Annotated in this window: 14 protein-coding genes; 8 read left to right on the top strand and 6 right to left on the bottom strand. The window is 63.4% G+C overall.

Features of this window, described 5'->3' with window-relative positions; all coding sequences use genetic code 11:
* Together GO615_RS24030 and GO615_RS24025 are read right to left on the bottom strand one after the other, a co-directional pair.
* On the bottom strand, positions 1-1,475 hold a 1,475-nt coding region (locus GO615_RS24030; protein ID WP_169132411.1), incomplete at its 3' end, for a hypothetical protein.
* A 1,658-nt stretch (positions 1,476-3,133) separates the two neighbouring features.
* On the bottom strand, positions 3,134-4,447 hold the full coding sequence (locus GO615_RS24025) for a M23 family metallopeptidase (RefSeq protein ID WP_169132410.1): 1,314 nt from the start codon (positions 4,445-4,447) through the stop codon (positions 3,134-3,136).
* A gap of 538 nt (positions 4,448-4,985) precedes the next feature.
* Between GO615_RS24025 and GO615_RS24020 the strand changes: the two genes are divergently transcribed.
* The 5 genes from GO615_RS24020 to GO615_RS24000 all read left to right on the top strand — a co-directional run bounded on the left by GO615_RS24020 (position 4,986) and on the right by GO615_RS24000 (position 15,657).
* Entirely contained in the window at positions 4,986-6,068 is a 1,083-nt protein-coding gene (locus tag GO615_RS24020; RefSeq protein WP_169132409.1) for a hypothetical protein, read from the top strand.
* Positions 6,069-6,737: 669 nt separating this feature from the next.
* Positions 6,738-9,548 carry a S8/S53 family peptidase gene (locus tag GO615_RS24015; protein ID WP_211167333.1) on the top strand — a complete coding sequence of 937 codons (2,811 nt, stop codon included), beginning with the start codon at positions 6,738-6,740 and terminating at the stop codon, positions 9,546-9,548.
* Positions 9,548-11,335 carry a trypsin-like serine peptidase gene (locus GO615_RS24010; protein WP_169132408.1) on the top strand — a complete coding sequence of 596 codons (1,788 nt, stop codon included), beginning with the start codon at positions 9,548-9,550 and terminating at the stop codon, positions 11,333-11,335. The genes GO615_RS24015 and GO615_RS24010 overlap by 1 nt, the downstream gene beginning before the upstream one ends.
* Before the next feature lie 8 nt (positions 11,336-11,343).
* Entirely contained in the window at positions 11,344-14,313 is a 2,970-nt protein-coding gene (locus tag GO615_RS24005; RefSeq protein WP_169132407.1) for an ATP-binding protein, read from the top strand.
* Positions 14,314-14,394: 81 nt separating this feature from the next.
* Positions 14,395-15,657, top strand: a complete 1,263-nt coding sequence (locus GO615_RS24000; protein ID WP_169132406.1) for a hypothetical protein — start codon at positions 14,395-14,397, stop codon at positions 15,655-15,657.
* A 568-nt stretch (positions 15,658-16,225) separates the two neighbouring features.
* On the opposite strand, the gene GO615_RS23995 is transcribed toward GO615_RS24000, so the two are convergent.
* From GO615_RS23995 to GO615_RS23985, 3 genes are all read right to left on the bottom strand, one after another.
* The gene (locus GO615_RS23995) at positions 16,226-17,770 is read right to left on the bottom strand and encodes a hypothetical protein (RefSeq protein WP_169132405.1); all 1,545 of its coding nucleotides are present in this window, start codon (positions 17,768-17,770) and stop codon (positions 16,226-16,228) included.
* 91 nt (positions 17,771-17,861) lie between these two features.
* Entirely contained in the window at positions 17,862-18,023 is a 162-nt protein-coding gene (locus GO615_RS23990; RefSeq protein WP_211167332.1) for a hypothetical protein, read from the bottom strand.
* 438 nt (positions 18,024-18,461) lie between these two features.
* Positions 18,462-18,833 carry an HNH endonuclease gene (locus GO615_RS23985; protein ID WP_169132404.1) on the bottom strand — a complete coding sequence of 124 codons (372 nt, stop codon included), beginning with the start codon at positions 18,831-18,833 and terminating at the stop codon, positions 18,462-18,464.
* Positions 18,834-20,003: 1,170 nt separating this feature from the next.
* On the opposite strand from GO615_RS23985, the gene GO615_RS23975 reads away from it, so the two are divergent.
* A complete protein-coding gene (locus GO615_RS23975) occupies positions 20,004-21,125 on the top strand; it encodes a Fic family protein (RefSeq protein WP_169132403.1) in 1,122 nt (373 codons plus the stop codon).
* Positions 21,126-21,328: 203 nt separating this feature from the next.
* On the opposite strand, the gene GO615_RS23970 is transcribed toward GO615_RS23975, so the two are convergent.
* The gene (locus tag GO615_RS23970; RefSeq protein WP_169132402.1) at positions 21,329-21,643 is read right to left on the bottom strand and encodes a DUF504 domain-containing protein; all 315 of its coding nucleotides are present in this window, start codon (positions 21,641-21,643) and stop codon (positions 21,329-21,331) included.
* 74 nt (positions 21,644-21,717) lie between these two features.
* Here GO615_RS23970 and GO615_RS23965 point away from each other — a divergent pair, with 74 nt between their 5' ends.
* Together GO615_RS23965 and GO615_RS23960 are read left to right on the top strand one after the other, a co-directional pair.
* On the top strand, positions 21,718-22,329 hold the full coding sequence (locus tag GO615_RS23965) for an MOSC domain-containing protein (protein WP_169132401.1): 612 nt from the start codon (positions 21,718-21,720) through the stop codon (positions 22,327-22,329).
* The coding region (locus GO615_RS23960) for an NnrU family protein (protein ID WP_169132400.1) at positions 22,326-22,800 on the top strand (475 nt) is incomplete at its 3' end. The genes GO615_RS23965 and GO615_RS23960, both read left to right, overlap by 4 nt.

The following is a 22,800-nucleotide window of genomic DNA, read 5'->3' as shown; positions in this document are numbered from 1 at the left end:
CGGTCGGCACCGCAAGTTATCCACCGCCGCGCGCTCTGCCTGCGTATGAGGCGCCGCAGGCGCGCGCCCGTGGATAACTTGCTGCCGCAGTGCCCTTGATGGCGTCCATCAAACGGGGACAGCTTCAGAAGGCTGACCGCGCTGGCTGGGTCATCCAGCAGATTGACGCTGGGCGTAGCGTTGCTACCGGTGGCAAACAGCGTAAATAGCCGATTGGGTACGAGGGTCAGTTGGTCCGGATTCGGTTCCACAGTGATCCGGCCCATAGTTTCAATGCCCTGGCAAGCACCCATCTTGTCTGGAAACGCGCTCAACCGGCCTGACAAAGCTTGTTCGTGCTCCCGCACACGGGCCGCGGTGTTCCGAAGCTGATAGACCGCTGCCTCGAACTCGGGATAGCGAACGCGCTTGTCGTCGGCGCTTGGCAACTTACTCAGGAATTTTTCACCGCTCTGGGCGGACCCCATCAGCTGCGAAACGACTCCCCGCATGCTTTCGATGGTACTAAGCACGGCTGCCGACGAGGCTTCGGTCTTGAGCACCTCACCACTGATCGAATAGCTGACTTTGTCCGTCGCTTGGCGCACCTCCCCAGCCTTAGCCCCGATTCTGCTCAGTTGAATACGCACACGCGCATGCAATCTCTCCGCCTCGCTGATCTCCGGCTCGAGGGCCTCGGAAGCTCGAGGAAGACTCTCATCGCAGGTCGTGACGGCGGGACGGTCTACGCATCCTTTGGGTCGAGCCGCGTCAAATAGCTTTTTTCCCACGTCGTTCGCGCCAGACTCGCAGCCAGTTGGGCTAGAGCGATTGGTCTTGCAGCGGTCGGGACGCCCGTACTCTTCCTTGAACTTGTTTCCCATGATGGTGCGCAAGTTTTCGATCGAAGCTCGCAATGCGGCCTCATCGTTAATGATGGAACCTAGTTCGGCTGGCGAAATTTGCAGTTCATCGGATGCCCCGTAAATACATGTTAACGCCTCGGCGCCCCCCAGATAGACAACCTGCCTTGCGTGGGGCAGCGTAAGTGTGGAATAGCCATAAACAGTGCCGCCGGCCGCGGCAAGGTAGCGCAAAGTCGCGTTGCTGCCGTCCAGGCCATGTTTGAGCAGTTGGTAACCGGCGACGCCGCCGATTCCCAGCAGCATTGTGTTGATCACGCTCCTTTCCGCTGACTGATCGACCACTGCTCCTACATACTCCCGGCGGAGCAGGTCGGCGCGCTCGCGTGCGCGGCAAAGAGTGAGTTGGCTGTCGAATAGCCAGAGAGCGGCGTCTCCTTTGCGCTCTTCATTGCGGCTCGCCAGGTAGGCGTCGCACGCGGTAACCGCACGCTCTTCCTCGGAAACGACCATCGGTGGTGGAAAAAGCTGGGGGCTAACGGTGCTGGCACATCCGCCTACCAAGGCACAAACGATTAATGGCGCGGCAAGAATCCGCACACGCAGATGCACATCAAGAAGCAGCCTCTTCATCGATTCGCCTCCTTATGCGCGTGCGACCGCCCTATCGCCGAGTAGCTGGATAATCCGATTGCCGCAACTAAACGGGCAGCTCCTGCCGCCAGAACTCAGAACGGCGCTGCAATGCATCGATAATGGCCGGAGCGCAAATGAGCCACCAGCGCATTGGCGAAAAATCCACTCAACAACCAAAGGATTGCTTAAGCCGAATCCTCAACCGCTTCGCGATGTGACAAGTACTGCCAAGAAGACTTAGATCTAGTAAAGTCGGCTTTCTAGAACATGGAATCAGCATAGCTTATGCCGCAGGACTTGCAAGTGCCTATGGAGCGAAGACGTCTCAAGGTGCCCTTGGATCGGCCGTTAACCGATGAATACACCCCCCTTCGGGCTGCATGCGGGCGTCTTCTATGTGACTTGAAACCGGAGAAGACCATGGGAGTGATTTCTCCAGAGATCGACTGAACCTGCAGCTCGGCTACGCCCGAGGCGAGTTGCAGCAGGGCCGGGTGCTGCTCGATGCCGACGGCAACGAGCTTATGGCTCTCGTAGATCGCCGGCTGCGCGCCCCTCGCGAGGTGAGTTTTGGTACCGCTGCGAGTTCAACACGCTCAAGGGACTGCGCTCTCCCGACACATGGATTGCCAGCCCGTCCGCGCATGCACTGTTTGTCCTGGCGTTGGCTTGTGCTTAGTGAGTGACGTGGCGGATTAGCACACACCGGGTTGGCGTTTGAGCAACAGTACTGAAATGCTGTTCTTCGACTAGGTGAGCAGGAAGATCGCCAGGAACCGCCTTGGCAAAGGCAGCTTGGTCGAGGCGAACGCGGTACCGGCGATGAGGCTGGTGTAATGCCCGCATCCCTAGCATTGTCACGGACGAACGCTCCCGCACCCCAGAGACGAACGCGGGCGGTTCTGATCTGATTACGATTGGCTGAACCCGGACCGGAGTGCGGCGATTCCGCCCAAAACCCTTGCGTGAGATTTACGTGACTTCATGAAGCACCATGCTGCTGACACCATGCATCTGCAACGGGCGCGTGGTGTAGACGACCAATAAAAACAATCACTTAAAAGTGACGACCGAGTTGTGGCTCCAGGTGTCACCGGTTCGATCCCGGTATGTCGCCCAAAAAATCAATGACTTAGAGTAATCCTCTAAGCATTCAGCATCGAGCCGAAGTCACGCAGACGGCCGATAGATCCAGGTGTTACCCGGCTCGATGCAGTCTTTTTCCAGAAAGTAATCAGCCGCTCGGCGAACATCCATCAGCGAATGGGCTCGCGCAAGAAGTCACGCAAATCGGCGTGCCGAGCGGCATTGTTCTGGATGTCGGCGGTTGCGGCACCATCAACGACAGCTGGATGGCCATCGCGGTCTTCACGGCGCCCGGCGGCGTTCGTTTAGGGCGGCGCTGGGGCCGCAACGCTGTAGGTCGTAGCAGATGCGCTTGTGACAGGGAGCGCTTGGCTGACGAGGCACGGCCCGTCAATGGCATCCAGGCGGCAGGGTAGAGGACGGATGTCCCCGCGGCGACGGTCTTCGTCACTGGCTCACCGGGGCGAGGCAGGCGATACCGACGTCAATCCAGAGCCGGGGACTACTGACCATCCGGCGAACGGGGGCAAAGGCTGAGCCTGCAGGTGGAGACCCGCAGGGCGGGGTCTCTAGCGCCTGTCGCGCTCCAGTCGCTCCGAAGCCCGCGACGCCGCTTCGTCACGCGAAATTCCCGGTGCCTTCCGCTGCTCGTGATCGATCAGACGCTCTGCCTTTCCGATATCGCCGCCGCAAGCGCGGAGTAGCCTTGCCCACGGCGTCTGCACGCCGAAGTCCGGATTGCGGGAGCGGTGAGTCTCGAGTGAGGGCTCGCGCGGCTCGAATACCGCACGCATCCTCCTCTCAGCGCGCCATCGGCTCAGGCGCAGGATCAGGAACACGACCCCGAACATCATCGCGAACCAGCCCCATGCAGGAAGGGTTCGCACGTACGTGCCAACCTGCAGGACACCCGTCTTTAGGACCAGATCGGAGGTCGTCGGGAAGGACCCCGTTACCTGCGGCAGCAGGCCTATGGAGGCCCTGTCCTGTGCGGCACTCCGAAACGCACCGTTTGACGCCGAAGCGGACGACGAGTAGTCCGCCACGATGAGTGCGCCGGATTTCGGACGGAACGGAACCGGCGGGTTGCCCACGTAGAACCGAAACGGGATCGACGCCATCCCCAGATCGTCGCCGTTCCGGACAACCTGCTGCACGACAAAATGCAAGTGAGGGCCCGACGAATATCCGGTAGAGCCCACCAAGCCGATCTGTTCCCCGGCTGCCACACGCTGCCCCGGATACACCTGCACGCCCCCGTGGGCGAGGTGTGCGTAGACGCCGATTGTCCCGTCAGCGTGCCGAATCCGCACCTCATTCGCCTTGTCCAGCAGATCGGGCGTTTTGCCTCCATACCTCTGGTTGGCTTCGGTATAGATCACCGTTCCGTCGCGCGCGGCCAGTACCGGCGTGTCTTGCGGCATCACGATGTCGACCGCGTGAGCACTATCCGGCGACTGATGGGTCGTGATTGCTCCGCCCGGGGCCTGGCCGATCGGGTATCCACTGCCGTCGCGGTACGGAAGGCGATACAGCGCATCGGCACTTTGTCGTGCGTTGAAGTCCCCCAGCAACCAGGAACTCGAATACCGGAACGAATAGCCGACGCCCGACATCGTGCGCTTGAACCGCCCCAGATGCAGGACCCCGCCGTTCGGCGGCACGACCGCGAACACGGGAAACTTGCGATCCGGTGTTGCATACACGGAATAGAGCAGAGCCACCTTCACCGAAACCGGTGCCGGTCCGCTGTTGCGAGCAACGATCCGGTGCCCGTCGCCGTCCGGCTCGCTTTCTACCGTGAAGGGATAATTGTCGTTGGGTCCTGCGAGGCAGGGGCCAATAGCGAAATGGGCCAGGATCAGCAGCGTTGTCGCGCGCATCGCTTATCTACGACGTAGGGGTATGAGGGATGATAACGCGCAGTGGGCGTGCCCGACTGCGGCACATCGCAGTCTGCCAGGGGCGGTGGGTTCGTATGGCCCGTGAACTTCATCTGGGCCGCGGTCGAGGAGGCGGTGACCTCACGAGCAGGGATTCGACATGGCAGAGTACTTCCGCGGCCGGAGTTCGGCCTGAACGGCCATTAGTCTTATGGCCTGTGTCGGGCGGCAATGTGCCGGTCAACCGCCGTTTAGCCGCGGTCAATGGCCGCATCTCCAGCGGGTGAACTCGAACTTTCGACCCGCTATCGCCGTTAATGGCACCACGGCTTCAAGGCCGGCTTCCTGAGCTGAGCCGTTGCTTGTTGCGACAGTAATAGGCTGTACGTCAGCTATTGCCCGCAGGTCATCGACACCTGTAGTGGGTATGCCTACCATCTAACCTTTCCAAGAGATGCTGTTTGAGAATGACATGGGTCGAATCGCTACAGAGCGAGACCGCCCCTCACGAACCACAGCTAACCTATAGGAGATATTCGTGAAAGCCGTTGCATTCAAAGTCACGTACAACGACGGCGGTGCTGGCGCGGGCCTCGTTGGATACCGAGGAGTCTGCTCCGACCGAGCGATCCTTGAAAATGTACTCACCCGGAAAATGACGAACTGCTCGGACCGGCGCGTTCCATGTCGGACGTTTGCTGACGGCAATTTCACCGGGCGTCGCCCAAGCCTGTCAGCTAATGCGGCCCCATGGTGTTACGAGGCTGCCCTCTTCAGCCGAAAGCCTTTTCGCTTCGGCAGCGGCTATTTTCACCACGGTGAAAAGAAGGGGATGCCGATACCGATGAACGGTGTCGAGCCGGGCGACATCGCTTTTCTGACCACCCTTCTTCCGGGCGGCGCACAGACCGACCGCTTTGTCTTTGGCTGCTTTCGGGTCGGTCCGAAGGTCTTTCTCGAGGAAGGCTGGGGCTACATGGCGGAATCCGACGGCACTATGGACATACGCATTCCAGACGACGTCGCCCGCAAGTTGAATTTCTGGCGATATTTCAAGAACAAGGATGGCTCTCGCTTTTGGGGAACCGGCTTGTTCCGATACCTGCAATCAGAGACCACCGAGGCGTTGCTGACGGACCTGATTAATCTGCTCGGTGACCGCGAAGAGCGCGACATTCTTCTAACTGCACTTCCTCCCGGCTTCCGAAAGCCGGTCCGGCAACCCCCGGACGGCGGCGGGTCATTTGGCGGCGGCTGCGGTGGCGGCGGTGAGAGCGAAGCGCACCGCAAACTGAAGGAATATGTTGCCGCACACCCGGAAAAAATTGGCCTACCTAAATCCGCCGTTGCGTCGATCGAATTCCCCTACCTCAGCGGCGACCAAGTCGATATCAAGTTCGATGTTCCCGGCGGGAAGGCGGCCGTCGTCGAGATCGAGACTATCGACACCCTCCCGGGCGCGCACCAATGCATCAAGTATCGTGCGCTCCTCGAGGCAGCCAGTGGCCATCCGATAAATTCTGGCCACGTTGAAGCAATCCTCGTCGCCCACAAGTTCGACGGCGCTACCCGTACGTTCGCCACCAACTACAACATTCGCTTGGTGCAGATGGTCGTCTGAATCCCATCATTCAGATCTGAAACCTAAAACGGAGCATCGACGGCCGTGCCCACGGTCTGGCCTGGACGTGACAGTTCCGGCCGAGTTGCTCTCGCAGGCCGGACGGCAGTTTCCACAGGGGTGCAGCCCCTCGAATGGCGGTTTGAGAGAAAAGGCGACAGTCCCCTCCTGGCTGTTATGCACAGCTGTGCATAACAGCCAGGAGGGGACTGTGAAACATCATCTTCCAATTGTGGGATACGAAGAGGTGGCTCATTCAAGCGGGTAATGTTTGATGGGAAACGAGGCGTTGATGGTGGCGGTGAGGGCCTGAAGCAGGCTTTTTACCACCTCAATAACTGCGCCTAGTCGTCATCCAATCACCTGCGCACGCCCAGCGGCGTGCGGAAGTGGGTCACAGGTGGCGCGTCCGCCCCCCTTTCTACACAACCTCGGCCAGAAGCAGCCGTTTGGGTTACAGATGATGTTTCGGCACTCGCCCACACGCGACAGACGTATGTGTAAAGGCACTTCGCTTAAGCGATACTGCTGACTATGCCTTCATATGGGATCATGCAAGCGGGATGACGCGTGCCGATCGCCGCGCGCCCAGTCGTCAGCAACTGTGGATTGTTGCGCGCACCGCTGCCGCCGAGCAGAATGCTCCTGTCAAAAAAAGGGGAGGGACGCATGAGCAAGCACATCGCCTATCTCACCGCCGCGCTTTCAGCTGCGCGCGCAGTTCAAGATGCAGACCGCGGCCGATTACCGCCCGATGAACTGAGGTTCGTGCTCGAACTTAGGCCCGGCGAGCAAATCGCTGTTGTGGAATCGAAGCTCCAGCAGTTCATTTCCTCGGACCGCTTCGTGGTCGAGCCGCTCGATGTCGGTTCGCAGTCAGCGGGACGATTCCATGTACTGCGCTTTCCGACTCTGCAGCGTGTGTTTCCGCAGCATGAGGCGTTCGACATCGCGTATGCGCTGACGGACACGTTGGGCCTGGGAAGTTGTGAGCCGGACCTGGGCGCCGACGTATATCTTGACCCCGCGCCGCCGGCCGGTGGCCCCAACCTCGAATCGAGTTTCCTCGGTTCACTTTGCTGGGCGGATGGCAACGCGCCGCAAGACAAGCGCTGGGTGCTGAAGCACTCGAAGTTGGATGTGGCGCACCAGCATTCGCGAGGCAAGGACATCCTGGTCGCCCAGCCCGATACCGGCATCACCGAGCACGCCGAGCTGGTCGGTGACATGTTCGACATGACGTGGGCGACCAACCTACTGGAAGGAAACCAGGATCCCAAGGATCCTCTGTCCCCAGGCATGGCCAATCCGGGCCACGGGACCTCCACCGCCAGCGTGCTGGCCAGCCGGGGCAATGGGCAGATCACCGGTGCGGCGCCGGAAGCCAAGGTAGTTCCGATCCGCTGCATCGATGACGTGAAGGTCTTCAACACGGCGCCGGTTGCTGCTGCCATTGCGCACGCCGTGCGTAGCGGCTGCCACGTGATCTCACTGAGCCTTGGGGGCCTGGCGGGGCGCGCCTTGCACGCGGCAATGAAGGATGCGGTGGCACAGGACGTGATCGTGGTGGCCGCTTCGGGCAACTGCGTTGGCATTGTGGTCTGGCCCGCGCGTTACCCGGAAGCGATCGCTGCCGGCGGCGTAGGCCCTGGCGGCAAGGGCTGGAAAGGAAGTTCGCGTGGCTCCCGGGTGACGGTGTCCGCGCCGGCCGAATTCGTGTGGCGCGCCGAGAGAGCCAAGCCGACCGCCGATCCGGCGCTCGTCTCGCCAAGCCAGGGCACCTCGTATGCCACTTCGCTGCTCGCCGGCGCCGCGGCGGTCTGGCTGTCCCGGCACGGGCGCGGTGCGGTCATCGCGGAAGCACGCCGGCGTGGCGTCACCGTGGCACGGCTGTATGCCACGGCGTTGAAGCAGACCGCGCACGCGCCAAATGGGTGGGACACGGACCTGGGCGCCGGAATGCTCGACGCGGAAAAGCTGGGGAACCTGGCGCTCGGCTCCATTCAGATCGTCGAAGCTGAGGCGGCTGCCGCGGGGGAGGAAGACTGGGTGGAGGAACTGCTGCTGGAGCAGTTCGGCACAGCCACGCGCGACCCGGCGTTCGATGCTCGACTTTTCGGCGCGGAGCTCTCCGCCATCGCGCTGTCGCAGTCCAGGTTCGACCAGCAGCTGCGCAACCTGACGCCAGAGGCTAAGTCGGAAGGCACGCGCCCTTCGGCGCGGCTGGCGGCAGCGGTGAACACCTCGCCCGACCAGCGACTCAGCCGCTTCGGCCAGTCTGCGCAGTCGTCGGTATCCAGGCCGACGCTGCCCACGCCATCCGCCGCCGACGCGCGGCGGAGCGCGGTGCTCCTGCCCGTAGGGACGATTGCCGAATCCGCAGCGCCCGGCGAAACACTGGAGGCCGCTCGGGACTTCCTTGCCGGCGAGGCCGGCAAGAAACTGTTGGCGGACACCGGGCGCTTCATCGCCGGCTCCACGGCACCGGAACGGGACAAGAAGGCCGTCACCGAATCGGTCCGCAAGCTGGTGCAGGAGATCAACCAGGGCGGTGCCATCCGCTCGCCCGAGGCCAGGCTCGGCCTCGAAGCACTGATCGAGATGAAGGGCCGGCCGGCCTTGCGGGTGCGGAACGGTGACGTCGACGACAACGACCCGCGGGCCGAGCAGTGGAGCTTCCCGATCTACAACCTAAAGTCGAATTCGCAGTTCTCGGCCCGGGTGGGCGCAGTCGGCCGCATTGACCTGGATGGCGTTCACGTCGGTACCGGCTGGATGGTGGGGGAAGAACTGATCCTGACCAACCGGCACGTGTTGCAAGGCATTGCCTATCCGACGCCAACCCGCGACCACCCGGCCCAATGGCTGATGAAAGACGGCAACTGCACCATCGATTTCAGCGAGGAGCCGACGGCGCAAACGCTGGCCACCAAGTTTGAGATCCTCTCGGTTGCGGAAGCGGGGCCGCAGCATATCGATGTGTATCTCATCGACTTCGAGAAGCCTGATTTCGCGTTGCTGCGCGTCAAGGGCACGAGTCTCGCCGGCAACAACGGCTTGCCGCCGCCACTGGAGCTGTTGAAGGCCGGCGGTGCCCTGGATCCCGGCCGCGAAATGGTGGTGGTCGGGTACCCCGCGCGCATGAGCGCGAAGCCGCGCAATGACCACGGCGAGATCGATGTTGAGGGGCTGGAGCGCCTGCAGGCGCTGTTTGCCGCGGACTACGGGACCAAGTATTTTTCGCCGGGCGTTGTCAAGACGCCTCCCTCCTTGCTGCAGGAGTTTCCCCACACGGCCAGCCACGACGCCACCACGTTGGCCGGCAATTCGGGTTCGCTCATCGCATCGATCCACTCCCCGATGAAAGCCGCGGGCCTGCATTTCGCCGGCGCGTGGCGCAAGGAGAACTACGCGCACTCGCTCAGTGGCCTGAGGTCCCTGGGCTACCTGCATGACCCGCGCCTCAATTGGGTGGGTTGATGCCGCAGGAAATCGACGAAGCCGACCTCCGCGAGTACGCGGCCGGGGTCTCGCAGCGCAGCGAATTCGGCGCCATCTTCGACAAGATCTCGGCGGGGCGCACTTTCAAGTTCCTCGTGTTCGGCCTCAGAAAGGAACCTTATCTTGAGGCGTTGAAGCAGGCCCACAATGAGGGCTTTCTCGAGCAGCTGCTGGAAGAACTGACCCACGCGGGCATCGGCGGTCGGTCGCCGGCCGCGGTCTCACCGCGGCTCGAGGCCATCACCCGTCCGGACCTCGGATTTCCCAACGTGGAGGTCGAAGTGGCTGGCAAGCTGACCGCCACGCGGCGCCTGTGCTGCATCACCGTCCTGTGCTCGCCGGGGGGCAGCCCCTACAAGTCCGGCACCGGTTTCCTGGTCGGCCCACAGACGGTGCTAACCAGTTACCACGTAATCGCGTCCTTGCTTGATGCGAAGGATGTCCCGCTGCCCGACTCCAGCCTACGGCTGCGCATCGCATTCGACGAGCTCAATGGGCTGGGGCAGGGCGCTGTCATTCCCGTCGCCGACGACTGGCTCGCGGGTTACAGCAAGTTCCATCCGCTGGAAGATCCGGCGCAGGCGAAGCCGCTGGATTGGGACAAGATGCCCGAAGATGGGTTCGACAAGCATCTGGACTTTGCCGTGCTGCGGCTGGCAAGGACCGTCGGTCGCGAGCGGGGCTTCTACCGGTTGGATGCAGGCAGCTTGCCCGCAGTCGGCGGGGGAAGCGCGCAGGTCGCCCTGCTGCAGCACCCGGCCAGTAGCCCGTTGGCTTCGACCCCGGGGGCCGGGCTGAGGCTGTGGCCCGGCAGCCACCAGACCCGCCTGCATCACAACGCCAACTCCACCGACGGTTCCTCCGGTGGCTTGCTGGTCAACAACGAGTTCAAGCCGATCGGCTTGCACCAATGCAGCTATAGGGATTCGGCCGGCAAGCCCCTGTTCAACGGCGCCATCACGACGTTCAGCATCGCCAGGTTCGGCCTGCAGATGGACAACGTGCAGGGGTTTGACCCGGTCTGGCGCCTCGCCTCGGGTGAGCCGGTAATCGGGCGCGAAGAGTTCCAGCGGGGCGTCCTGGATGCCGTCATCGGGTACAAGCGCATCCTCACGGTGGCGGGCGAATCGAAGACCGGGCGCAGCTTCACGACAAAGATCCTGCGCCAGCTTCTCGGGACAGCCGAACACCACGTCGTGGAGCTGTCGGCCGCCAAGCTCGCGGTAACGGCGCGACTTGCCGCGCTCCAAATTCTGGATTCCATACGCGGCGCCCAGACCCCGGTGGACGACTTGCCCAAGACCGACGACGCCGAAACGGCGCAGGCCGCCTGGATCGCTGCCGAGCTCTTTCCCGCGTTCGCCAAGCAGTTGGAACTGCTCGCGGCTCGTCGGATGGTCTGGCTCGTTCTCGACGATGTGGACCGCTATCCGATCGCCAACACTTCGGTGCGGGTCTTCCTCGAGACGGTGTACGCTGGCATGTCCAACGTTCCCAGGTTGCGGATCGTCCTGATCGGCTTTCGCGGCCATTTGGACGGCGCCGTCCTGGCCCAGGTCAAGGGTGAGCAGCTGCGCGAGTTCAACGTGCTGGAGCTTGCGGATTTTATCGAGCGGGAGTCGACGGACAACGGTATCACGCGCAAGAAGGGCGAGGCGCAAAGCATGGCCCAGAATATCCTGAACCTCGACAATCTCCTCCCGCAAAAGCTGGGCAAGACCGAGCAGGCGAGCGTGGCGGCGGACCGAGCGAGGAACGAGCTGTGACGTCGACTATGGACACGAACACGGAAGGGATCTGGAGGCAGGCGCGGTTCCGGGCGGCCACCTTGGGCGCATTCGATCCCGCGCGGTTGATCGATCCCAAGCGTGAAGACCAGCTGGCCGCGCTCGACCGATTAGCCGCCGAGTGCGTCGAGGTGCTGGACGAGGGACCGCCAAGGTGGATGCTCAATCCCGACGCCCGTGCACAGACGTTGGCCGAGATGCCGCGCGACGAGTTGTACGCCGCCATGACGTCTGTCCAACCTGCGCCCGATGATCGGCTGGGCCAGCTCCTGCGCCATGTCCTCAGCGGCAAGCCCGTCACCGGCCCAGCTTTCGGTATGCAGGAGCTCGGCTTGCTGAGAACCGCGCTGCAATTCGCCTCTGCGACGCGCGACACCACGGAAGCGCTGCGCGAGGTCGATCGGCTCCTGGCCGAGCGCGACGCACACGAGGCGATGCAATCCCTGTTGCCTCGCCGGCTCGTGGGTCGCCAGGGCCAGCTTAGGAAGCTGCGCAGGTTCGTTCTGGCGCCCGCCGGAACCTCCGCCGAGAACATCCTCTGGATCACGGGGGCTGGAGGATCCGGGAAATCCGCGCTGCTCGCCAGATTCGCCGATTCGTTGCGGCGGTCGGAAACGCCCGTCCTTCACGTCGACTTCGATCGCCCTGCCATGTTTAACGGCAGCCTGACAACGCTGATGATGGAAATGTCGCGCCAGCTGGAAGTCTGCTTCCCCGAACTGGCGAAGGCCCTGTCCGAGTACCGCCGGGCGGTGCGATCGGGCCGGTCTGGGCCGTCCAGTTCGTACTCGTTCGACGAGAGGCAGGTCAAGGCGCACGGGAGCTACTCGGCTTGGCACGAATGCATGCGCGATTACCTTCCGATCACGCGCGACATCGTCCTCATTATGGACACGGCCGAGGAGGTAGGGCTGGCCAGCGAGTTTGACCTCGACGCGCTGAGGCGTTGGCTGCGCGAGTTGAGGACACGCGATGGCCTGCCCAACCTGAAGACGGTCCTTTGCGGCCGCGCTTTCGACGAGGACCAATTGGCCCTCGTGCGTAAGTCCCGCCGCATCGAGCTCGACGACCTGTCCACGGCGGCCGCAGTGAAGCTGCTGGAGATGTACTTGCAGCGAGAGGGCCTCATCGCGGGTAACTTCCCGCTGGCGGAACTCGTTGACATGTTGGGCGGCAACCCGCTGATGCTGAAGATCCTGGCCACCTACTTGGCCCAAGGCGGGGTCACCGCTGCGCATGGACTGCTGGCCGACCGCGGGAGGTTTGATCGGCAGTTCGCGCAGTCGTTCCTCTACAAGAGGATCCTGCGCCGACTGCACGACGCAAGCCAGGACCTGAAGAACCTGGCGCATCCGGGACTGGTGCTGCGTCGCGTGACCCCGCACCTGATCCAGCATGTGCTGGCCGGCCCTTGCAACCTGGGGGAAGTGGACGAGCAGCGCGCGCGCGCATTGTTCGGGCGCCTGGCCGGTCAGGTGTGGCTGGTGCAACGCACCACCAACCCGGACGCGGTGGTCCACCGCCGTGACCTCCGCCGCCTGATGTTGCAGGCCATGACGGCGGAGGACGAAGCCACCGCCATGGCCATCCACACCGCCGCTGCCACCTACTACCTAGTAGGGATGGACCCGGTCCTGACGCGGCAGGAGCAGCAGGTCGAAGGCGAATACCACCGGTTGTTCACCCCTGGTGCCTCACCGCCGGCTCCCGGCACCCTGGTCGCCTTCGCCCGCGCCTTGGGCGAGGATCTCGAGTCGGTGCCAGTGCCGGTGCGGGCGAGGATCAAGCTCCAACTGGGGCGAAAGCTGACGCCGACGGAGTCGCGTGCGCTGACAGGCGACGAGCAGGCGTTGTACCAAAGCGAGCAGGTGCGCAAGGAGGTGCGCCTCTCCGGCGTCTCTGGGCAGGTGCTTGGCGGTTCCCCGGCGGCGCGCGCCGTCAGTCGCGACATGCGGGTCGAGGTTTCGGAGGTGCAGGCCGCCTTCGAGCAAGGCGAGCTCGACCGTGTGGCCCGAGGCACGGAGAGTGCCGTTGCCGAATTTGCCGACATCGCGGCGCGGGCGAACACCAGGCTCTCTTCCGAGGATTTCACCCAGTCCGCTGTCTGGCGCTGCGCTATCGCCACCCTCGCGCACGATCCTGACCCGCTGCTGGAGGCGCTGCTCAGGAGCGGCGACGTCCTGCGCAATTCGCGCATGTGGGACGGCGCGGGGAACGGGCCGTGGCTGGGGCGCCTGTCTCCTGTTCATGCGTATCAGATGCTGTTCAGGATTCACGGCGTCGATTGCCCGCCGGACCTCGTTTCGTGGGGTGGTGCAGAACTTCCGTCCAAGTTGTCGACGACGCAGGAACTGCGCTACTTCCAGTTGCGCGACAAGAAGCCCGACGAGACCGGCGAGGTGTCCCTCAGGTTGTTGAGGGACCTGGCGCCCCGCTTCACCGATTACTTCAGCGGCGCGATGGTGCCGCACATACAGCTCGACCGCGCCGGCCTCAGGGGTTTGGGTGAACAAGCGGATTTCCGGTCAAGAGCAGCCCGGGCCACGCTAAATGATCTCGAACGACTGGACGGCGGGGAGGGTTGCGTCCTCATCCTCGGCATGGAGAACGTGGGCTCGGAGGTCAAGGAAATTCTGGTGGGGCGGATGCCCGAGATCTATCCCGTGGCCCGGGCCGTGGCACGGGCTTGCACCCCGCAATCCCTGGTCGCTTTTGCCGCCAAAGCCGCCCGCGACAACGGGATGTGGCCCGTCGAGCTGGCCCCGGACCACTTCGAGACGGCGCTCGCAATGCAGCGGGAAGAGTGGACGTCCACGCTGATCTCCTGTGCCGACCGTTTCGGCCTCCTGCGGCAGTTGGTCGACTGGATGGAAGACAGGAACCGGCTCGCACGGCGCCACCGGCGTATGTCGCAGACGGTGCGCGACTACGAACTGCGCGTGCGCCAATTCATTTGACCGCCGTCGTCACTCCGATGGGGCTTGACGACCTCCATGGCTGCCTCTACGGCTGCGCACACTCGAGGGAGAGAACTGAAAATGAAGACATATGTTCGCGCGACCCTGGCTGCGACGTTTACGCTGCATGCGGTGCTGGCCGCCGCGCAGACAACCAAGGAAGAAGTCGACGCAGCCAAACTGCGCGCCGAGCTGGCGGCGGAACTGCTGAAGGAAGCGACATCCAACGCCCAGCGCGCCACGGCGGATTCCAAATCCCAAACAGAGGCGGCTAAGGCGGACTTCGAACTCGCCAAGATGAAGGCGGAGTTGCTCAAGTCCCTGATCCCCGATCCGCAGAAATACAAGGTGGCCGATCCAAAGGCTCCGAAGCTGCAGGGAAGCTACAACCGGCTGGCGTACGGGGATGCCGAAGCCATCGCCACGAAGATCGTCAGTAGCCTCAACCCCGCGGTACTGTGCAAGGACTCCGCGATTCTCTACATGGATGAAGCATCGGTTCGAACGCTCCTGAGCGTTTCGCGCGGGGCGCTTAGCAGCCTCGGCCAGCTGGCGGAGAAACTGCAGGAGGTCCGCCAGGATCTCGACACCCAGTCCGCCGACGCCGTGAAGCCGCCCAGCGGCGGTCTCACAGCCGAATCCGCGGGCATTGCGGGAGGCCTGCTCGTCGCGCAGTTCGCCATGTCTCTAGCCACCTCGCTCAAGCCCGTGTATGCCTTCGAGAGCAGCTCGGTGGTGCCAGTCGTCGAGGGGGCGCTGCGCGGCCTGGTACTTTCGAAGATGACGGGGTGTACCATCCTCGAGCCGGCCAGCATGGTTTATACGGATGCTTCCAGGGCCGCGCCCGAGGAGCAGGCCGCGCAGAACGCTCGCACGAGGATCAAGGAACTGCGCTCGTCGATCCGGGATGCGCAGGCGCGGGTCGCTACCATCAAGGGTGGCGCCAAGTACAGCGAGGACAAGCTCGCGCAGGCGCGCGTCGCGCAGGTGGAGGCCGTGATCAAGCGTGTCTCCGAGGCCGCGGACGAAGCGGAAAAGGGCCTCGCAGAGCTCTATGTCGCCGATGCGGTGGGCATCACGCCGATGGACAACGCGGTTCGCGGCGGCATGCTGGCCGGCCGGATCGCGGGCAAGACCGTTTACTCCCTGGCCCTGAAGGCGATCGCATCCGACATGGACATGATTGCGGAGGATGGCTTGTTCAAGAGCCTCAGGCTTTCGGTTTCCTCCGGTACGGTAGCCCGCTGGCAGCTGACCGACTCCAGCGGAGTCGTCAGGTCGATCGGGGCTGTCTCGGCGGAGCAGCCGCAAACGAACATCCCGGTCCAGATTTCGCGGCCCTGAAGCGCCACGGGCCGCGAAGGGACGTCAGGCAGGCAGCTTCACCTTCAATTGGGGTAGCCACCGAGGCCGGCGTCAGGGTTTGGATGCCGGCGCCGAAGGTCGTCATCACGAACCCCTAGGCGAAGCTCCCCACCACGTCGGCCACCGTGCCATAGTCGGCTTTGCTGAAGATCTAGGTGGCGCCGATCAGCAGGCCTGGACCATTCACACGGCGCGCGACAGGCTGCCGAATCAGGCGCCCGAGGACAGCCGATTGACGTAGCGAAGTGCGCACTCAGGGTCTGGGACGTTGAGCTGACGTTCGCTTCCGGTCGGGAGTTCGCGTTAGTTAGGCGACTTGAAGACCGGACGCCGGCCATGATTGTGCGATGAGCGGCAGGTAACCACGGCATTGCCACCGGATATCGGGAGGTCGGCTAACGGCGGGTCAGGCCGAGAAATTGCCGGAGATTGGTACGACAAAGATTATGAGGACCACGATCCCCATCAGGGGCTCCCGCCTCGTGAGGTGGTCCGCATGTGGCGCAGTCAGCAGTCGCAATTTTGCCGGTGGAGGAGACGATACGGGTCACAGCTCGGCGTACCGTGCCACCTTCATCGTCGCGAACACAAATCGCAGGTTCTCCTCCGTGGGATCCTTGTCGCGCAGCCACCGTACCTGCAGGCCGAGGTAGCGCGCCCACGCGATGCCCTTCGTGAAGCTCTTCCAGCTGCCCACCTTGGCAGCGAGTTCGACGTACTGGTTCACAAGCTTGTACTGGTGCTTGCCGGCTCTGTACTTGGCGCACTGGAAGGCCTCTTCAATGTAGTCGAAGGCGGCGCGGTAGTCTTCCGCTCGGTACCGAGCCACAGCGCGCAGCCACGACGCGAGCCAGCCGAGGCAGGACGAAAGGTTCCTGTCGTGCAGTTCGTGCTCATAGCGATCGATATCGTCGTCGCTGCAGGCAGGATTGGATTTGAGATCGAGGCCGGCGTGGAGCCACTGCGCAAACCCGTCCGGGATCTTTGTCTCGCTGCTGATCGCGATCTTTTCGAGGGTCGTGCGCACGCCGTAGTCCCCGAACATCGAGATGAGGTCGGCCACCGTCTCCTCCGGGAACTGGTCATCACTGTCCGGATCGAGCAAAGCGTGAACCTGATGAGCGCTTGCTATGGAACGGTAACTGAACCATCTCCAGAACGCATCGGAGAACTGCCACCACACTTCATCGACAGCAGACGCGGGCACTGCCTTTTCCCGGATGTAGTCGGCCGTCGTGTCGCGAAGCGACGCAGTCTCCACGGCCAGCCAGGCACGGTGCTGCTGAAACTGGCTCACAAGCTGCTCGAGGAACGTTTGCCCGTAGGTCTGTGCAAGCGCCTTGCACACATAGGTACTTAACCGCGCGAGGAAAAGCACGAGCAGAATGCTTTCGCGAAGCGATTCGGTGATGTCACGCTTGTCGTTAACGTCCTCAATGGACGCGAGGTGCTCGAATGACCGCGAAAAAGTCCAATGGAGGGCGGTCCAGGAGGGTGTTCGTCGTCCCTCGCACCAATCCTCGGCGTTTGCCAGATTACGCGCCAGTTCCTCGTTCTCGGTCCAGGTGCTTTTTCCTGGGTAGTGAAAGCGCGTTCGGTTGGTGTCACAGACGCGGTAGGCCCAACGCATGGCTTTTGCCAGCGGCCAAGTGATGCCGTCCTGGGAGAAGGTCGGCAGATACCAGTCCGCCTCGTCCGGAGTGATGAGGCCCGAGGCAGCGACGTTAAAGCGCAGGAGGTGCTTCTGAATGGAAAGCACCAAGCGGGGGATGGCATGAATGCGGCAGAACCATGCGATCGATTCTTGTTCGCCGAGGAAGGTCCCCTCGTCCTGCACGACGGCGTTGTAGACCTCGAACAGATCCATCGTGGTCTCGCCGATCGAAACGAGGGCTTTCGTGTTTGTAAGGGTAGCGGCAAGGATGTTCGAGAGCTGTGAAATCAGTTCCTGGCTTTGGTCGAGCAGCTTGCCGTCTTCGTCCGCGAGCCGTTTCAGCTGCTGCTGGATCCGTTTCTTGTCCTGCTCGGTCACCCCATCGTCTTCGCCTCGCTTGCGGGGCAGGACGCCCGATGCGGCGAACGCGAACCTCATCACTTGACCTAGCGTGGGGAAGCTAGCGTGCATCGTTAATCGTTCCATGAGAGAGGGCCTCCCCGGGGTGGCGCCCGGGGAAGCGCGGACCTTAACGCGATTTCTGATTCAATTGGATCTGATGGCCACGGTTACCGTGAACCTGCCCATTGGCAGCATTGGTGCCGCTCGTGCCCCGATTCGGGTTGCGTTGATTGGCGTGATGGTTCAGCTGCTGTTGGCTCATGGGCTTCGTTTGCGACTGCTTGGACATGGTGTGCTCCTTGCTGAGTGGATAGGAGCCCACAGCCTACCGATCGCGAATGAACAGGTCATTGGTGGTTTTGGAGACGCGTTTTCTAGATCTTAGTAGTAAGGATCTCCGCTTCGACCTCCGCGCGGCCACCTCACGTGGGCCGCACGATCGACCGCTTTTCGCAGTCAAGGATAACGCCGAAAGCATGGCACTGACGCCACGGGGACCTGTTCTGCACCTATATCCGTCCGATCGGAGGCCGTGCTGAGATGCAGTATGGCGATTATTGGGAGCACGTCGCCGCCCTTTGATCCGGTCCGATCGCCTTTACGTTCAACCCGCCGCTGGCGTGAGTTTCCCTCTCAGCATGATCGTCGGGGTACGCAGGATCGAAGGAGTGGGGCATGCGTTGGTAGAGGCGCGAGAGGCAGCCGAGGCAGACGGAATAGTCCACTCTCATGCGCGAAGATCACCCAAGTGCAACACCTTCTTGAGCAGATGCTTGGGATGCCACTTGCCTTGGGAGATTCGCATTTGCACTAAGGCTTGGTAAGCGAGTGGCGCCGGCGGCGCTTTGCGCTGATGGCGCTTCATATTGCAGAACAGACAGGCTGCCGCAATATTGAGCGCACTGTTGCGGCCACCTTCGCTTCGCGCGGTGAGATGTTCAGCCGTCAACTGGAATCGGCGAGCGTCAACGAGACTGATACCGTGGGCAGCGGCGAATTTTTCGGGGGACTGCGACCACATTGGGGCGCCGCAGTAGATGCATCGGCAGGATTGCGCGATATAGGCGTGGGTGCGGGCTGAAGCGAGGTTTTTGGCCATTGCAGGGCCTCTCCGTGTGAATTCAGGAAAGCCCGCCTTGGCCTAAGGGGCAACAGGCGGCACCGGGTGCTAAGAGCAACGCCGGCACAACAGAGGCCCATTAGGGAACGCTCTGCGCGAATGGTAAGGGAACCGAGCCTCTGGTGCAACGCCCCAGAATAGGCTCAGATCGCAGTCCAGCCTCAGCCAAAGCTCAAGCGCCTATTGACTTGGTTTTTCATGCTGAACCCGCCCGAAGGGTGGCGATTCCGGGGAAAACGCCTGCGTGAGATTTGCGTGACTTCATGAAGCACCAACCTGCTGACACCATGCATCTGCAACGGGCGCGTGGTGTAGACGACCAATAAAAACAATAACTTAAAATTGACGACCGAGTTGTGGCTCCAGGTGTCACCGGTTCGATCCCGGTATGTCGCCCCATAGAATCAAGTAGTTAGCGAATCGCAGTATCCAAAGTGGTTGTAGAACGATCTACAAAACCGGGCCCGCCGATGAGCGGGCCCGCCTGTTTTTAAACGGTTCCGCACTGGATTCGTGAATCTGCAATCATCGCGCGGCCGACGACGTCCGCGAGGTGGCGAAGTTTCCACTAGACGCCTCCCCGAGAGCCGCGACCGCGAAGAAGATCGCTCATAGGTGGGCAATGCTTGTCGTCGCAGTGTCCGCCCGAGCGCCAGCGTTCCGATCCTGCGAACCGCAGCAGCCACTAGTTTCCGGCGACGCCGGGACCGGATCTCCGCCTTCTGCAGTCTTCCAGTGCAAGCTCAGAGTTGCCTGAAAAGCTCAGCCGCAACAATGCCGGCAGCGATCGCCGGCAGAGGTGTCTTCAACACGAGCATAACAGCGGCCGTTGTGGTCAGCGCCAGCTTGGCGCCGCCGTCGCTGTGCACTGCCAGCGGCGCCAGTAGGGCACCAGCACGGAACCGGACATCGCACCCATGAATCGCCTGACCTGGTGGCCGATGGGCACGAAGGACATGATGAAGATGCCGCCCCAACGGGCGGCCAAGGTCACCAGCACCGCGGGCTACTGAGAGCACTGATACGGCGCGAGCGCTTACGGCAACGTCCCAAGGCGCGGATAGCGGACGATCTGCGCGGGTGGCTGAACGCCTTGGCGGTGAAGCGATTCATCGCCATAATCGCTTCATGTATTGGAGCGAATAAAACATGCAAGCGCCTCTCGATTGGATCTGGCAGCAACCCGATTGGCCCGGCTTCCGCTGGGACGTGGCTCAACTGGCGGTGCCGCTCGCGCACGCCCGGCTGGCCCAAGGCAAGGTTCTCGGGGCGGCCCGATTACTCGACGTCAATCTCACGCTCGAGGCGGTGGCTGCCATCCTGGTCGAGGACGGCGTGACCACCAGCGCCATCGAGGGCGAGCGGCTCGACCTCGATGCGGTGCGCTCCTCGGTGGCGCGCCATCTGGGGTTGCCGACGGCGGGACTGGCCGCGCCGCCGCGCGCGGTGGACGGGCTGATCGACGTCTTGCTGGACGCGACGCGGCACCACGATGCCGCCTTGACGCTCGAGCGCCTGTTCGGCTGGCAGGCGGCGCTGTTTCCGACCGGCTACTCGGGGCTGCACGCGATCCGGGTGGGGGTACTGCGTGGCATTGAGCCGATGCAGGTCGTCTCGGGGGGTATCGGCAATGAGAAGGTCCACTTCATCGCGCCACCCGGGGAGGGTCTGGAAGCGGAGCTCGAGGGGTTTCTTGCATGGTTCAACGGGCCGCACGCCGGCCTCGATGGCGTGATCCGTGCCGGTCTCGCGCACCTCTGGTTCGTGACCCTGCATCCCTTCGAGGACGGCAACGGCCGGCTTGCGCGCGCCATCACCGACATGGCGTTGTCACAAGACGAGCGCCAGCCGATGCGTCTCTTCAGCGTCTCCGCGCAGATCCTGCGGGAGCGGCAACGTTACTACGACATCCTGGAGCACACCCAGCGCGGCGGGCTCGACGTCACCGAGTGGTTGATGTGGTTTCTGACCCAGGTCGAGGCGGCTGCGACCGCAGCCGAGCAGACCGTGGCCAATACGCTCGCGAAGGCGCGGTTCTGGATCAGGCATCAGGCCACGGCGCTCAACGAGCGCCAGCGCAAGGTGCTCAACCGTCTGCTCGATGCCGGCCCGGACGGATTCGAGGGCGGCATCAACACCCGCAAGTACAGGAGCCTGACCAACAGCAGCCGTGCGACCGCCTACCGGGAACTGGTCGATCTGGTCGGGAAGGGGTGTCTGCGCCCCACCGGCCACGGTGGGCGCAGCAGCGGATATGAAGTCGAGTGGTGACATGTCGTGTCGATATGAACCCAAGTCGCCGATCATCGACGTATCTGTCCGGCAATTCCCGCCAGGGGCGCGACTCAGAGATCGACGAGATGCCGCAAGAGCGGGAAGGAGACGCGCCAGCTTTGACCGTCGCAGCCGCCATCGCGGATGATTCGCAGAACGAATGCCAAGATGCTGGAGAACAACGGCCGTGCGCGTGCAGCTCATTCTGGGTGACGGCCGAGCAAAGTTGAAGGCCGGTGGCGGAGCGGGGCTTCGCCGGGCGGGCCGTCGCGCTGCCAGATCAGACGGCCGTCCTTGAGCACTTCGCGGATGCGGTGCAAAGGCAGCTGGCGGATCTCGCCTTCGTCATCGACCAGGGTGCAGGCGAAGTGGTCGTGATCCGGGAACGCCAGCCGGCGCAGCGGCACGCGGACAATGTGTCGGGCGACACGGTCGTAATAGCCGATGACGAACTCCCCGCGGCCGAAGGCGGGGTCCCAGCGGATGCGGGCGAGCAGTGCGTGGATCGGAACCATGGCGTGCGCTGGGGCGGGGGACGGCAGGCGCGGTAGGATGATGCGTCCGCCGTGTTTCATCCGCACTGACCGCCATGCCGCCTGCCCGTTCCGCCGCCTCCGCTGCCGAGCCTGTTGACCTGCGCACGCTGACGCGCCGCTTCGCCCACGCCGGCCGGCTCGAGGCGATCCTGTTGCGCCCGGAGCGACGGGCTGCGGCGCAGCCGGTGGGCGAGGCGCGCGCGCTGGCCGGCCGCGGGCTCGCCGGGGATCACTGCGCCGCCTCCGGTCGTGGTGGCGGCAAGCGCCAGCTGAGCCTGATCCAGGCCGAGCATCTGGCGGCGATCGCGGCGCTGGCGGGCCGCGACGAGGTCGATCCGGCGCTGCTGCGGCGCAACCTGGTGGTCTCCGGCCTGAACCTGCTCGCCGCGCGGACGCTGTTCTGCGACCAGCCGCTGCTGCTGCGCATTGGCGCCGAGGTCGTGCTCGAGCTCACCGGCATCTGCGAGCCCTGCTCGCGTATGGAGGACGTGCTCGGCCCCGGCGGCTACAACGCCATGCGCGGCCACGGCGGCGTCACCGCGCGCGTCCTTATTGGCGGCGTGCTGCGCATCGGCGACGCGGTCGTCTGCGAAGCAGCGCCGCCCGCGGACGGGGCACCCGGCGCCGACTCGCCTCTCACAACCCACCCGGAGAACCCCCCATGACCGCCCTGATCCTCGGACTGCTGCTGTTCTTCAGCACCCATTCGGCGCGCATCTTCGCCGAGGACAACCGCGCCCAGTACATCGCCCACTACGGCCTGGCGAAGTGGAAGCTGGCCTACTCGCTCGCCTCCGCGATCGGCCTCGGCCTGATTGTGTGGGGCTACGGCGCGGCGCGGCTCGACCCGCTCGTACTGTGGGCGCCGCCGCTGTGGACGCGGCACCTGGCCGCGGTGCTGACGCTGCCCGCCTTCGTCCTGATCGCCGCCGCCTACGTGCCCGGCACGCGACTGCGGGCGAAGCTCGGCCACCCGATGGTGCTCGGCGTGCAGCTGTGGGCGCTCGCGCACCTGCTCGCCAACGGCGCGCTCGCCGACCTGCTGCTGTTCGGCTGCTTCCTGATGTGGGCGATCGCGAGCTTCGCCGCCGCGCACCGGCGCGACCGGGCGCAGCGGGTGGTGCGGGGGGAAGGGG

Origin of the sequence: Aromatoleum evansii (genome assembly GCF_012910805.1) — a bacterium.
GTDB lineage: Bacteria > Pseudomonadota > Gammaproteobacteria > Burkholderiales > Rhodocyclaceae > Aromatoleum > Aromatoleum evansii.
This window is presented reverse-complemented; position numbering and strand designations above follow the sequence as displayed.